The organism is Corynebacterium sp. LK2537 (assembly GCF_040946485.1).
GTDB lineage: Bacteria > Actinomycetota > Actinomycetes > Mycobacteriales > Mycobacteriaceae > Corynebacterium.
In genome coordinates this window covers 27,417-40,238 of record NZ_JAYWLQ010000008.1, presented here as the reverse complement: position 1 = coordinate 40,238, position 12,822 = coordinate 27,417, and the positions used below count along the sequence as shown (strand labels likewise).

10 protein-coding genes are annotated in these 12,822 nt (G+C 67.2%); 6 read left to right on the top strand and 4 right to left on the bottom strand.

Annotated features, from left to right (window positions below; all coding sequences use genetic code 11):
• Positions 1-15 precede the first annotated feature (15 nt).
• From VVS03_RS10185 to VVS03_RS10175, 3 genes are read left to right on the top strand one after another with little or no spacing between them, the layout of a single operon-like run.
• The gene (locus tag VVS03_RS10185) at positions 16-1,128 is read left to right on the top strand and encodes a TrkA family potassium uptake protein (RefSeq protein WP_368520196.1); all 1,113 of its coding nucleotides are present in this window, start codon (positions 16-18) and stop codon (positions 1,126-1,128) included.
• Positions 1,128-1,928 carry an NAD(+) diphosphatase gene (locus VVS03_RS10180; protein ID WP_368521487.1) on the top strand — a complete coding sequence of 267 codons (801 nt, stop codon included), beginning with the start codon at positions 1,128-1,130 and terminating at the stop codon, positions 1,926-1,928. Before VVS03_RS10185 ends, VVS03_RS10180 begins: the two co-directional genes overlap by 1 nt.
• Positions 1,912-3,987: an ATP-dependent helicase gene (locus VVS03_RS10175; protein WP_368521488.1), complete on the top strand. Its 2,076-nt coding sequence runs from the start codon at positions 1,912-1,914 to the stop codon at positions 3,985-3,987. Before VVS03_RS10180 ends, VVS03_RS10175 begins: the two co-directional genes overlap by 17 nt.
• A 48-nt stretch (positions 3,988-4,035) precedes the next feature.
• On the opposite strand, the gene VVS03_RS10170 is transcribed toward VVS03_RS10175, so the two are convergent.
• Positions 4,036-4,950, bottom strand: a complete 915-nt coding sequence (locus VVS03_RS10170) for a hypothetical protein (protein WP_368521489.1) — start codon at positions 4,948-4,950, stop codon at positions 4,036-4,038.
• Between the two features lie 115 nt (positions 4,951-5,065).
• Between VVS03_RS10170 and VVS03_RS10165 the strand changes: the two genes are divergently transcribed.
• Entirely contained in the window at positions 5,066-5,617 is a 552-nt protein-coding gene (locus VVS03_RS10165; protein ID WP_368521490.1) for a M48 family metallopeptidase, read from the top strand.
• 37 nt (positions 5,618-5,654) lie between these two features.
• On the opposite strand, the gene VVS03_RS10160 is transcribed toward VVS03_RS10165, so the two are convergent.
• Complete coding sequence (locus VVS03_RS10160; protein ID WP_368521491.1) at positions 5,655-7,136, bottom strand: zinc-dependent metalloprotease; 1,482 nt, start codon at positions 7,134-7,136, stop codon at positions 5,655-5,657.
• Between the two features lie 81 nt (positions 7,137-7,217).
• Here VVS03_RS10160 and VVS03_RS10155 point away from each other — a divergent pair, with 81 nt between their 5' ends.
• The gene (locus VVS03_RS10155; RefSeq protein WP_368521492.1) at positions 7,218-8,288 is read left to right on the top strand and encodes a PDZ domain-containing protein; all 1,071 of its coding nucleotides are present in this window, start codon (positions 7,218-7,220) and stop codon (positions 8,286-8,288) included.
• 50 nt (positions 8,289-8,338) lie between these two features.
• On the opposite strand, the gene VVS03_RS10150 is transcribed toward VVS03_RS10155, so the two are convergent.
• Positions 8,339-9,001 (bottom strand): beta-N-acetylglucosaminidase, encoded by a 663-nt coding sequence (locus VVS03_RS10150; protein ID WP_368521493.1) that lies wholly within the window; start codon positions 8,999-9,001, stop codon positions 8,339-8,341.
• A gap of 77 nt (positions 9,002-9,078) precedes the next feature.
• Positions 9,079-9,618 carry a PPA1309 family protein gene (locus VVS03_RS10145; RefSeq protein WP_368521494.1) on the bottom strand — a complete coding sequence of 180 codons (540 nt, stop codon included), beginning with the start codon at positions 9,616-9,618 and terminating at the stop codon, positions 9,079-9,081.
• Between the two features lie 123 nt (positions 9,619-9,741).
• Between VVS03_RS10145 and VVS03_RS10140 the strand changes: the two genes are divergently transcribed.
• The gene (locus VVS03_RS10140) at positions 9,742-12,714 is read left to right on the top strand and encodes a UPF0182 family protein (protein WP_368521495.1); all 2,973 of its coding nucleotides are present in this window, start codon (positions 9,742-9,744) and stop codon (positions 12,712-12,714) included.
• Positions 12,715-12,822 lie beyond the last annotated feature (108 nt).

Genomic DNA, 12,822 nt, shown 5'->3' with positions numbered 1-12,822 from the left:
GAGGCCGTCGAGCTCATGCCGACTCCCGCGCGCCGCTTCAAGCGGCGTATTACCCAGCGGTTCCACCCCGGACACGAGCTGTCCGCGCTGCCAGCGCACGGCCTCATCGACATCATCCGCGTGCCCCGCAAGGATGAGACCAACCCGTGGAAACAGCTGATGCGGCGTATTGTCCTCGCGCTGGTGATCGTGGTCTTTGTGACCCTGGTGGTCTACTTCGACCGGGACGGTTACAGCGAGGAGAACATGTCGCTTCTGGATGCGGCGTATTATTCGGCCGTGTCGCTAACCACCGTGGGTTACGGCGATATCGTGCCGGTCAGCCCGGAGTCCCGCTTCTTAAACCTCGTTCTTATTACCCCGGCCCGCCTGATCTTCCTGGTCTTGTTGGTCGGCGCGACCTTGTCGGTGCTGACTGAAAAGACTCGAAAGACCTACGAAATCCAGCGTTGGAGGAAAAAGTTGCATAACCACACCGTCGTCATCGGCTATGGCACCAAGGGTGCCGGGGCCGTCGCGGCCCTGCTGGCTGACGATGTCCCGGCCTCCCACATCGTGGTCATCGACACCAACCGCGCGGCACTCTCCCACGCGGAGCACCACGGGCTGGTCACCATCTACGGCAACGGCACCCGCCAGGACGTGCTGAAAATCGCGGGCGTGGAACACGCCAAGTCCGTGGTGGTCACCCCGTCCACGGATGATACCGCCGTGCTGTGCACCCTGTCGGTGCGCGAGCTGTCCCCGCACGCCAAGATCGTGGCCTCGGTGCGCGAGTCCGAAAACCGCCACCTGCTGCGCCAGTCCGGCGCGGATTCCGTGGTCACCTCCGCCGAGACCGCCGGCCGCCTGCTGGGGCTGGCCACCGTCACCCCGACGGTCGTGTCCATGATGGAGGACCTGCTCTCCCCGAACGAGGGCTTTTCCGTGGCCGAGCGCCCCGTGCGCGAATACGAGGTCGGCTCCAACCCGCGCCACATCATGGACATCGTTCTGGCCGTGCTGCGCGACAACGAGATCCACCGCGTAGACACCGCCGACGCGAATGCCCTGCGGCCCGGCGACCGGCTGCTCTACATCAAGCACGACACGGAGGAGCCCGCCGAGGTCACGGAGGACAACGACTAGTGCTTATCTACGTCTCCGCGCGCGGGCAGGTCCCCGCCAGCGGCGACGGGCTGCCGGTGGTCATCGATGCCCTGCCGGCGGCCGCGGAGGTTTACGTCACGGTCTCCTATAGCCCGCTGGTCTACGCGCAGCCCGCGCCGTCGGCCGGGGTGGAGACCATCCCCGGGGCGGCGGGCTGGCTGGGCCCGCGCGAGCTGGCCGCCCTGGCCCGCGACCCCCACACCAGCGCCGAGACCCGCCAACTGGTTGCGTGGTCGCTGCGCGCGATTGGTCTGCTGCGCTACCGCCGCGAGTTCCGCTTCCACCCGCGCAGCGGGCAGGAGCTGGAATTCGGCGCCGGCGGCATCGCCGGGCGCGCGCCGGGTCAGGACACGCAGACGGTCTACCCGCGCCTGGATCCGGCGGTCATCGGGATGGTCCACCACCCAGAGAAGGAGGAAATCCTGGTCGCCCGCAACCGGATGCGGCCGGGGTATTTCTCGCTCATCGCGGGCTACGTCGACGTCGGCGAGAGCCTAGAACACGCCTTCGAAAGGGAGGTGTGGGAGGAGACCGGCCGTCGGGTGCATAAGATAACCTATTGGGGATCCCAGCCGTGGCCGGCCAGCGGCTCACTGATGGTGGGCTTTAGTGCCACCGCCGCGCACCCGGACCCGGACCCGGCGGCTGCGACCGACGGGGAGCTGGCCGAAATCCGCTGGGTCGGGCGGGACCAGTTGCTGTCGTTGCCGCTGGCCGCGCCAGGTTCTATTGCACACACGATGATGATGGAGTGGTACGCCCGTGGCACCAGACGCTAAGTTCAGTCTCGACCTCAGCCAGCTGGACGAGGACCAGCGGGTCGCGGCCACGGCCCCGCGCGGGCCGGTGTGCATCCTCGCCGGCGCCGGCACCGGCAAGACCCGCACCATCACCTACCGCATCGCGCACCTGGTGGAACAGGGCTTCGTCAGCCCGCATCGCGTGCTGGCGGTGTCCTTTACCACCAAGGCCGCCGGGGAGATGCGCGACCGGCTTGAGTCCATGGGTATCGGCGGCGTGCAGGCGCGTACTTTCCACTCCGCGGCCCGCCGGCAGCTGAAATACTTCTGGCCGCAGGTGGCCGGGGACCTGCCCTGGGCCATGGTGGACAAGCAGTTCTCCCTGGTTGGCCGCGCCGTCAACCGGGTGGGCGTGGAAAACACCAAGGAGACTGTGGGGGATCTCAAAGAAGAGATCAAGTGGGCCAAGTCCTGCCTTCTCACCCCGGGCACGTACGCCGAACACATCGCCAAGCTGGGCCGCAAGGCCCCGGTGAGCCCGGACAAGGTCGCGGCGGTCTACCAGGCCTACGAGGACTTAAAGACCCGCCCGGACGGCGTCCTGCTGGACTTCGAGGACCTGCTGCTGCACGTGGCCGGGGCGCTGGAAAACGTCCCGGCGGTGGCGGAGGAGTTCCGCTCGCAGTACCGCAGCTTCGTGGTGGACGAGTACCAGGACGTCACCCCGCTGCAGCAGCGCGTGCTGGACGCCTGGCTGGGCGAGCGCGACGATCTCACGGTGGTCGGCGACGCCAACCAGACCATTTACTCCTTTACCGGCGCGAGCCCGGACAACCTGCTGAACTTCTCGCGCAAGTACCCGAACGCTACGGTGGTCAAGCTGCAGCGCGACTACCGCTCGACGCCGCAGGTTACCGACCTGGCCAACCGGGTCATCGGCCAGGCCAGCGGGCGGGCCGCCGGCACCCGCCTGGAGCTACAGGGCATGCGCGAGCCCGGCCCGGAGCCGCAGTTCCAGGACTACGAGTCCGAGGAGACCGAGGCCCAGGAGGTCGCCGGCAAGATCTTGAGCCTGCTCAACGACGGCGTGCCCGCCAAGGAGATCGCGGTGCTCTACCGCATCAACTCCCAGTCGGAGCCCTTCGAGCAGGCGCTGGCGGATGCCGGGGTGGTCTACCAGGTCCGCGGCGGGGAGGGCTTTTTCAACCGCGCTGAGATCCGCGAGGGCGTGCGCGAGCTGGTGCGCGCGACCCGCCGCGACGACCTGCCGGCCGACCCAGTGGCGGTGGCCCGGGCGGCCTTCGCGCCGCTGGGGCTTTCCGAGCGCGAGCCGGATGGCGCCCAGGCTCGCGAGCGCTGGCAGTCCCTAAGCGCCCTGGTGGATCTCATCCGGCAGCTGGTGGACAACCGGCCGGGCATCGACCTGCCCGGGGTGGTCGCCCAGCTGCAGGAGCGCGCCCGCAACAAGCAGAACCCGGTCATGGAGGGCGTTACCCTGGCCACCTTCCACGCCGCCAAGGGCCTGGAGTGGGACGCGGTCTTCCTGGTGGGCTTGAGCGAAAAACTGTTGCCGCTCAACCACGCCATCAAGTCCGGCAATGCCGAGGACATCGAGGAAGAACGCCGCGTGTTCTACGTCGGGATCACCCGCGCCCGCGAGCACCTGCTGTGTTCCTGGGCGCGTGCGAAGACCACCGGCGCTCGCGCCAGCCGGGAGCGCACCCGCTTTTTGGATGGGATCGTCCAGAACCAGGTCGCTGACGCGCCGTCGCGGCGTTCGCGGCGCCGCTCGTCCTGCCGCGTGTGCGGGCGGCCGCTGGCCACCCCGGCGGAGAAGTCGCTGGGCCGCCACGAGTTCTGCGCCTCCGACGTCGACGAGGAGCTCTTTGCCCGCCTGCGGGCCTGGCGCAAGGACGTCGCGGCCGAGGCCCAGGTGCCGGCGTACGTGATTTTCTCCGACGCCACGCTGCTGGCCATCGCGGAGCAACTACCCACCGACGAGGCCGCCCTGCTCAGCGTGTCCGGCGTGGGGCCGAGCAAGATGGAAAAATTCGGCGCGGAAATCTTGAGCCTGGTCTCTAGCCACGTGGCCGGCTAAGTAGCACGCTCGCGAGCAAAGCAATGCTCGCGAGCTAAACACCACACCCTAGAAGCAGGCGGGGCAGTGCGGGTGCGGCTCGAGGATGCGGTGCGTGGTCTGCCCGTAGACGTCCACGTCGATAAGTGAACCGGGCATGGCCCGGGCGGCGGGAACCCCCGGCGGGGTAGGGGTGCCGGTGACCGCACCGACTGCCACCAGCGTGTGGGCGGTAATCGCGTGGTAGACCGCGAAGTCGTGGACCTTCGTGTGCTGCCCGTACTGGGCGATGACGGTGGGCCAGGATGGGTCCATGTCGCTGCGCACCAGGTCGAAGCACAGCGGGCAAGGTCCTTCGCCGCGGTAGTGCAGCGGCCCGATGATCCCGCGCGAGTCGATGGCGCTGACCGGCAGCCAGGTAAAGGCCTTGGCGCGGTACCGGGCCAGCAGGGGTGCCCAGTAGAGGGCCTCGGCCAGCTCGTCGACGAGCACGATGGGGGTGTGCGGGGCGGTGTGCGCCAGGTAGGAGCTCATCGTCTCCCGGTCGAAGGGGTTGCGCACCCGGCACCCGTGCGCGCGCAGCGTCTCCGTGACCAGCCCCGCCAGCCGCGTGCGGCCGAGCACCACCACCGCCGGGCCGAGCCCCTGGGCGCGCACGATGCCGTATTTGAGCAGGTCGTCCAGCAGGCTGCGGGAGGCACTCGGCGGCAGGCCGGCCAGGTCCTCCCAGTCGGCGCGCGTGAAGGGATCCGGGAGGTGAGCCAGCGCCCGCGCCAGGCGCATGGGCTGGCCGGTGCCAATCAGGCCGGCGCGGGTGGCATCCAGCCCGAACTGCAGCGTGCCCGCATCCCGCGCATAAAACCCCACCCCGGGCGCGAAGCGGAAGCTCTCGCCCGCACCGGCCGGCGGGTCTGGGTCCTCCGGCTCGGCGAAAAAGGCCGCGCCCTCATCGGGCATGGCGTTAGTCGTGTCTTCGTTATCCACCTGTGGTTTGTCCCCCTCGCCGCGACGGCGTCTATTCACCCCTTTGCGTAGCGCCCGTGGCGGCATGGGCCTTTGAGCGCGTGTCCCCATTGGAACACAGCTAGGATGGGCTGTCATGTCGAGACCACAGCAGCCGGGGGAGTCAGCCGCCACCATGCCGGTGCGGGTTATCCGCTCGGCCCGGCGCAAGCGCACCGTCGAGGCCCGCGTGGTGGACGGCGTCCTCCAAGTCCGGATCCCGGCCTGGATGTCGCAGGCCCAGGAGGACAAGGCCGTGGCCGATATGCGCCGGCAGCTGGCCAAGAAGGAAGCCTCCCCGCACGCCAGCGACGAAAAGCTGGCCGAGCGCGCCGAGTACCTCAACCAGACCTACCTGTACGGCCAGGCCCAGGTGGGTTCTATCCGCTGGGTGACCAACCAGAACACCCGCTGGGGCAGCTGCACCCTGACCACGGGCGCCATTCGGATCTCCCACCGGCTGCAGCGGGTGCCCGAATACGTGCTGGACTCGGTCATCATCCACGAGCTGGTGCACACCTTCATCCCCAACCACGGGGAAGCGTTCTGGATGTGGGCCAACAAAGCCCCACACGCCGAGCGCGCGCAAGGCTATTTGGAGGCCTATCAGCGCTTCGGCGGCGGGGCTAGCGAAATAAACGAAAGCTAGGAGCCACCGCGGGGCAGGCCTAGCGGCCTACACCGGCTTAGTTGTCCTTCGGGGAGTCGTCCTCGCCCTTGCTGTCGTCACCATCGTTGCTGGCGTCGTTGCCACCGCCCGTGGTGTCGTCCTCGGCGGAGTCCCCGTCGGCGGATTTGTCGGCGTCGGTCTTGTCGGCGTCGTCTTCGCCCTTGGTGTCCTCGTTGCGCAGCATCTCTTCCAGCTTGGCGAACTCGGCGTCGAAGTCGTCGCTCGGCGCGTCGTCCAGCAGGGCGTCGATGAAGGAGGCCGGGTTGTCCAGCTGCTCGGCGGTGGGCAGCAGGTCGGGGTGCTCCCAGGCGCCGTCGCGCTTGGTCACGCCCACGGCCACGGTGGAGCGGCGCCACAGCTCGGCGGCCTCCCGGACCTTCGGGGCGGCCAGCTCGATGCCGACCACGCGGGAAAACGCCTTCTCGGCGGAGCCGCCGGAGGTGCGCCGGCGGGCCCAGGCCTCGTTCATCGCCGAGGTCGACGGGATGCGGTCCTGCATGGCCTCGGTGACGACGTGCTCGACCCAGCCCTCGACCAGGGCCAGCAGGGTCTCCAAGCGGGAGACGGCCGCGGCGTTGCGCGAGGAAATGCGCGGGGAGAGATCCATGCCCTGCAGCTTGCTCATCGCGTCCTGGATGGCCTGCGGATCGCCGGACTCCAGGTTGAGCTCGCGGGTGGCCTCCTCGATGTGGGAGGTGTCAATGACCAGGCCCAGGGCGTATTCCTCCACGGAGGAGACCAGGCGCTCGACCAGCCACGGCACGTGGGTAAACAGGCGCTGGCGGGCGGCCTCCCGCGCGGCGATATAGACCATGACCTCCTGGGCCGGGATGTCCAGGTCGCGGGCGATGTGCTGGATGTTGTGCGGCAGCATGGCGGTCACCCCGGACGGGGCGACGGGCAGGCCGAGATCGGAGCCGGTCAGCGCCTGCTGGGCCAGGTCGCCCAGCGCGCGGCCGAGCTGCATGCCGAAGTTCATGCCCGACATCTGGTTCATCATCTGCGACAGCGGGCCCATCATCTCCCGGGCCTGCTCCGGCATGGACTCTAATTGCGCCTCGTTCATGTGCTCGGCCACGGGAGTGACCATGCGCTTCCACATCGGCAGGGTGTTTTCTAACCACTCGGTGGAATTCCACGCCGCCACGGTGGAGCTCGCAGTCGGCAGGTCCGTGGAATCATCCAGCCACAGCTCGGCCAGGCGCAGGGACTGCTCGACGGCCTGGGTGTCCTTGTCACCGACGGGCTTGTCGCTGGAAATCTGCTGGCGGGCGATGCGCTCAGCCATGGCGTAATTAACCGGGCCGGAGTTTTCCGGCGAGTTCATAGACGAGCCCATGCCGGACAGCATCTGCCCGAACTGGTTGAGCATATCGCCTAATCCGCCGCCCCCGGCTCCGCTAAATCCGAAGGCGCCAAACGGGTTCTGGTCGCGGCGATCGCTGTTATCGTCGTCGTCATCATTATTGGGGAAAGAAAAGCCGAATCCGTTAGTCATAGTCCCCAATCTACCGTCCGCGCTAAGGCTGCCACCATGCCAACTTAAACGCTGATAGCGAACACGGTAGGCTGTGTGGCCATGACCTCTTCATCCTCGCGCCGCCGGCGCACGCTCGTGTGGGGCGCAATCCCAGTGGTCCTGCTCGGCGCCGCGGTCAGTGTCACCGAAATCCCCGGAACCGATATCAACCTCGCGGTGCCTTATGCTGCCGAGGGCCCCGGGCCGACCGTGAACACGCTGGACGAGGTCGACGGCAAGCCCGTCGTCGAGGTCGACGCCCCGAACACCGATGATCCGGCCGGTCACCTGAACATGACCACCGTCTCGGTGCGCACGCAGATGAGCCTGATGCAAATGCTGGGCCGCTGGCTGACCAGCGACGACACCATCGTGCCCATCGAGACGGTCATCCCGAAGAACATGTCGCCGGAGCAGATGGAAGAGGCCAACAAGCAGGCGTTTACCGACTCCGAGTCCGCCGCCACCATCGCGGCCATGGACTATCTGGACAAGCCGGTGGAAATCGTCGTCGCGGATCTCACCGAGGACTCTGTGGCCCAGGGCGCCCTGGAGCGCGAGGACGTGATCAAGGCGCTGGACGGGGAAGCGGTCGGCGAGCCGCAGGAGCTGCAAAAGCGCATCCAGTCCCACGCGCCGGGCGACGAGGTCACCCTGACCGTCGAGCGCGACGGCAAGGAACGCGAGGAAAAGGTAACGCTGGCTGCCTCGCCCCACGACGAGGACGTGCCCCTGCTGGGCATCCTGATGACCACCCAGCCAGCCGAGGACATCAAGGTCAACTACAACCTGCAGGACATCGGCGGCCCGTCGGCCGGCATGATGTTCAGCCTCGCCGTCATCGATAAGCTCTCGCCCGGGGATCTGACCGGCGGGCACTTCGTGGCCGGCACGGGCACCATCGGCCCGGACGCGAAGGTCGGGCCCATCGGCGGGATCGTGCACAAGGTGGATGCCGCCGAAGAGGCCGGCGCCGAGCTTTTCCTGGCGCCGTCGGGCAACTGCGCGGAGGCCACCAGCCGCGACCACGGCGACATGGTCATCGCCAGCGTCGACACGCTAGATGATGCCATCGCGGCCATGGACGACTTCGACGCCGGCCGCGACGTAAAAACCTGCCCGGCGCAGTAGCGCCGGGCAGGCAGGGCAAAGGCCGCGGGTGCTGCCGCGGCGGGGGCGGTTTAGAGGACGCCCATCTCCGCGAGGAGCTCCTCGGGCTCTTCCACGTCGGAGGGGGCCAGCTGCTTCATGACCAGGCCCTTGTCGTTGTCCACGACGGACAGGATGGTGTCGGTGCCCAGGGTGGACCAGCCGACCAGGATATCGCCCTCGTCCTTGACCACGTGCCCGTTGCGCAGGCCGGTCAGCACCTGGGTGGCCTGGGCGGCCTGGGAGGAGGACTTGTAGAACTGGATGGAGCCGATCTCGGCGCCGGTGCAGTTGTAGGAGTCGCGCATGCCCACATCGTCGCAGCTGTCGAACTGGGCGAACAGGGAGCGCGGCGCCAGGCTGGAGAAGATCTCGTAGACGTGCGCGACGGACTCCTCGAGCTTTTCGTCGCCGGTGGCCTGCGAGGACTTGGCGGCCGAACTATCGGCCGGCTCAGACTCGTCGGCCGCGGACTCCGAGGCGGATTCCGCGGAGCTGGTGGCCGGAGCCTGAGACTCGGTGGACTCCTGGGCCTCGGAGGTTTCGGTCTCCGGGGCCTTGTCCGTTTCGCTGGCGGCCGGGGCGGGATCCGGTTGGGGCTCCTCTTCGGATTGGCCACAGGCGGCCAGGCTCAGCGCGCACAGTCCGGTAGCGGCGGCCAGGCTCACCCGGCGGAAACGGTTGGCAAGACGCACGGGATCAATCTCCTCAAAGAACATCGCGATAGGGGACCAAGCGGGGCCGGGTAAAGCACAGCCCCGTTGCTTACAGCTTAAACTACCTCATCCGGGTCCTGCTCCAAGCCATAGCGCAGGGCCGCGAGCACCCCCGGCGCCACGTCGGGGCCGCCGCGCAGCTGGATGTCGTCTTGGGCGAAGGGGCCGGCGGCTTCCAGCTCTTCCTCGGTGGGGCGCAGCTGCAGCAGGGTCAGCTCCACGCCCTCCTCGCGCAGTACGCCGGAATACAGCCGCGCCGGGCGGGCCGGGGCGCCTTCCCCCGCGGCGGCGTCGCGGAACTTGATCTCCTGGGCCAGGACCACGCCTGCCACGTCGTGCGGCCACGCCAGCCGGGAGACGTAGTCGGCCAGTTCCTCGGAACCTGGCTCCAAGTTTTCGGGAAGGTTATCTTGCACGATGAGCGTCAGCGGGGCGTCGTCGTGAGCGCCCAAATCGTCGAGCTGCGCGGCCACTAAATCCGTGGGCACGAGGGCAAAAAGGGTAGGGGCGGCGTCCCACCCTTCGGCGTGGACAAACTCGACGGCCTCCCGCATGGCTTTGTTAAGAGCTGGCTGGGAATTGCTGGGGGAACTCATGAACATCCTTATTCGTTGTCACTTTAGTGCTTGCTTAAACTGGAAGCCTATAACTTTCTATATTCGCACGATAATTGATTGGAGCTGGCGTTGGTTTCAAACCTATCCCAACCCGCTGCCCCTATGAAGCGCCCGCCGCGCGTGCTGGGCTGGATCGTGGGCATCATTGCGATCCTGGTCATCGTGGGCCCGATTTTCGTCGGGCTCTACACGGACTGGAAGTGGTTCGGCGCGATTGACTACCGCGGCGTCTTCACCACGGCCGTCGTCGCCCGCGTCGTCCTCTTCCTCGTCGCGGCGATCTTCTCCGGCCTGGTGGTGGCCCTGGCAGCCCACTTCGTCTGGCGGGGCAGGCCCGACAGCCTGGACGCGGACATGGGGGACCTGAATTCCCCGGTCTACCAGTACCGGCAGTCGATCGAAAAGACCATGAACACGGTCCTGAAGTTCCTGCCCATCCTGATCGGTCTGGCCGCGGGCTTTATCCTCCAGGGCTCCTGGCGGATCGTGCTGTTGTTCTTCAACGGCAACGACTTCGGCGTGCAGGATCCCCAGTTCCACCACGACCTGGGCTTCTACGCCTTCACCCTGCCGGTGGTCCGCCTGGTGGTCAGCTCGCTGAGCGTGCTCGCCGTGGTGGCCTTCCTGATCGCCCTCATCGGCCACTACGTGCTGGGCGGCATCCGCTTCGGCAACCAGGCCGCAGGCGTGAAGGGCCAGGTCTCCAAGCCGGCCCGCGTCCAGCTGGCCGTGACCGCCGGCATCTGGATGCTGCTGCAGGTCGCCGGCTACTGGCTGGACCGCTACGACCTGCTGACCAATACCAACGAGCTGTTTACCGGTGCCTCCTACACCGATATCAACGCCTACCTGCCGGCGAAGATCATCCTCATGGTCATCGGCGTCTTCGTCGCCATCGCCTTCTTCGCGGCCGTGGTGATCAAGGACCTGCGCATCCCCGGCCTGGTCGTGGTGCTGATGCTGGTGTCCTCCCTGGTCATTGGCAACGGCTGGCCGCTGCTGATGGAGCAGTTCTCCGTCCAGCCGAACCGGCAGATGAAGGAAGCCGAATCCATCGAGCGCAACATCGCGTCCACGCGCTTTGCCTACGGGATTACGGATGATGACGTTGACTACGTTGAAAACTGGGGCGCCGAGGAAGTCCCGGACGCCAAGGTCGCCAAGGACGAGGAGACCATCAACAACCTGCGTCTGCTGGATCCGGACATCCTGAGTGAGACCTTCACCCAGATGCAGCAGCTGAAGAACTTCTACGGCTTCCCGGAGACCCTGGCCATGGACCGCTACGAGGTCGACGGGCAGCTGCGCGACTTCGTGGTCGCCGCCCGTGAGCTGGACCCGAACGCCCTGCAGGAAAACCAGCAGGACTGGCTGAACCGCCACACGGTCTACACCCACGGCAACGGCTTCATCGCGGCCGAGGCTAACAAGGTCGATGAGGTCGCCCGCGACGCCGGCTCCTCCCGCGGTGGTTTCCCGGTCTTCACGGTCTCCGAGCTGGATACTCAGGAGGCTGAGGAGGACCGCGAGGGCGAGGTCCGCGACGCCGAGGAAGAGCTGGGTATTAACGTCCAGCAGCCGCGCGTCTACTACGGCCCGGTCATCGCTTCCGCGGACGACGGCCTAGACTACGCCATCGTCGGCCAGACCGGCGATCGCCCGGTCGAGTACGACACGGACTCCAGCACCTTTACCTACGACGGCCAGGGCGGCGTCGACATTGGCAACATCGTCGACCGCACCATCTACGCGGCGAAGTACCGCGAGCTGAACTTCCTGCTGTCCGACCGCGTGGGCTCCGAGTCGAAGATCCTCTACGACCGTGACCCGCGCGAGCGCGTGGAAAAGGTCGCGCCGTGGCTGACCACGGACTCCTCGACCTACCCGGCCGTTATCGACGGCAAGATCAAGTGGATTGTCGACGGCTACACCACGCTGGAGGCCCTGCCGTACTCGCAGCGCACCACCCTGTCGGAGACCACCCAGGACGCGCTGAACCCGGACGGGACCACCCAGCGCCTCATCAACGACCAGGTGGGTTACATCCGTAACTCGGTCAAGGCCGTGGTGGATGCCTACGACGGCACCGTGGACCTCTACGAGTTCGACACCGAGGACCCAGTCCTGAAGGCCTGGGAGGGTGTTTTCCCGGACGTCGTGAAGCCGGAATCGGAGATCTCCGACGAGCTGCGCGAGCACTTCCGCTACCCGGAGGACATGTTCAAGGTCCAGCGCGACATGCTGGCCCGCTACCACGTCGATGACCCGGGCGTGTTCTTCAACAACGACGCCTTCTGGTCCGTGCCGGAAGACCCGTCCGCGGCCGAGGGCGCCCAGGCCAAGGATCAGCCGCCGTACTACGTGATGGCCCGCGATCCGCAGTCGGAGGAAGCCAGCTTCCAATTGACCACCACCTACCGTGGTCTGCGCCGCCAGTTCCTCTCGGCGCACATGACGGCGACCTCCGACCCGCAGAACTACGGCAAGATCACCGTGCGCGTGCTGCCGACGGACACGCAGACCCAGGGTCCGAAGCAGGCCCAGGACGCGATGATGTCCTCTGACCAGGTCGCCCGCGACCGTTCCCTGTGGGAGGGCACCAACGAGCTGGAGAACGGCAACCTGCTGGCCCTGCCGGTCGGCGGGGGAGAGATCCTCTACCTGGAGCCGATCTACTCCAAGCGCGCCGACCAGGAATCCGCGTTCCCGAAGCTGCTGCGCGTGCTGATTTCCTACAAGGGCCGCGTGGGCTACGCCCCGACGATTAGTGAGGCCCTGGAACAGGTCGGCATCGACCCGGAGGCCGCCCAGGACATCGAGGAAGTCGACGGCCGCGGCGGCTCGGGCGACAAGCCGGACGCGGATAGCTCCGGCGACGACAAGGGCCAGGAGGCTTCCACCTCCGACCCGGCCAGCGCCCCGGCGGATAGCGCTGCTGGCGATGCCATCTCCGGCATCAACGACGCCCTCAAGGGTATCGAGGACGCCCGCGGCGGCTCCCACGAAGAGTACGGCCGCGCCCTCGACAAGCTGGACGAGGCCGTCAAGCGCTACCAGGACGCCGAGAACCAGTAACTAGGTTCGACGCGACCGCGCTCACCCGGTCCCCGCACCCCGGACGATATGCCGGGTGCGCTGGGGATTTGGGTGGGCGCATTACTGTCTGTATAGTTACAGGAGTCG

Coding starts and splice junctions, on each gene's coding strand:
- VVS03_RS10185 (WP_368520196.1), top strand. CDS start 16: ATGCCGACTCCCGCGCGCCGCTTCAAGCGGCGTATTACCCAGCGGTTC.
- VVS03_RS10165 (WP_368521490.1), top strand. CDS start 5,066: ATGTCGAGACCACAGCAGCCGGGGGAGTCAGCCGCCACCATGCCGGTG.
- VVS03_RS10160 (WP_368521491.1), bottom strand. CDS start 7,136: ATGACTAACGGATTCGGCTTTTCTTTCCCCAATAATGATGACGACGAC.
- VVS03_RS10155 (WP_368521492.1), top strand. CDS start 7,218: ATGACCTCTTCATCCTCGCGCCGCCGGCGCACGCTCGTGTGGGGCGCA.
- VVS03_RS10145 (WP_368521494.1), bottom strand. CDS start 9,618: ATGAGTTCCCCCAGCAATTCCCAGCCAGCTCTTAACAAAGCCATGCGG.
- VVS03_RS10140 (WP_368521495.1), top strand. CDS start 9,742: ATGAAGCGCCCGCCGCGCGTGCTGGGCTGGATCGTGGGCATCATTGCG.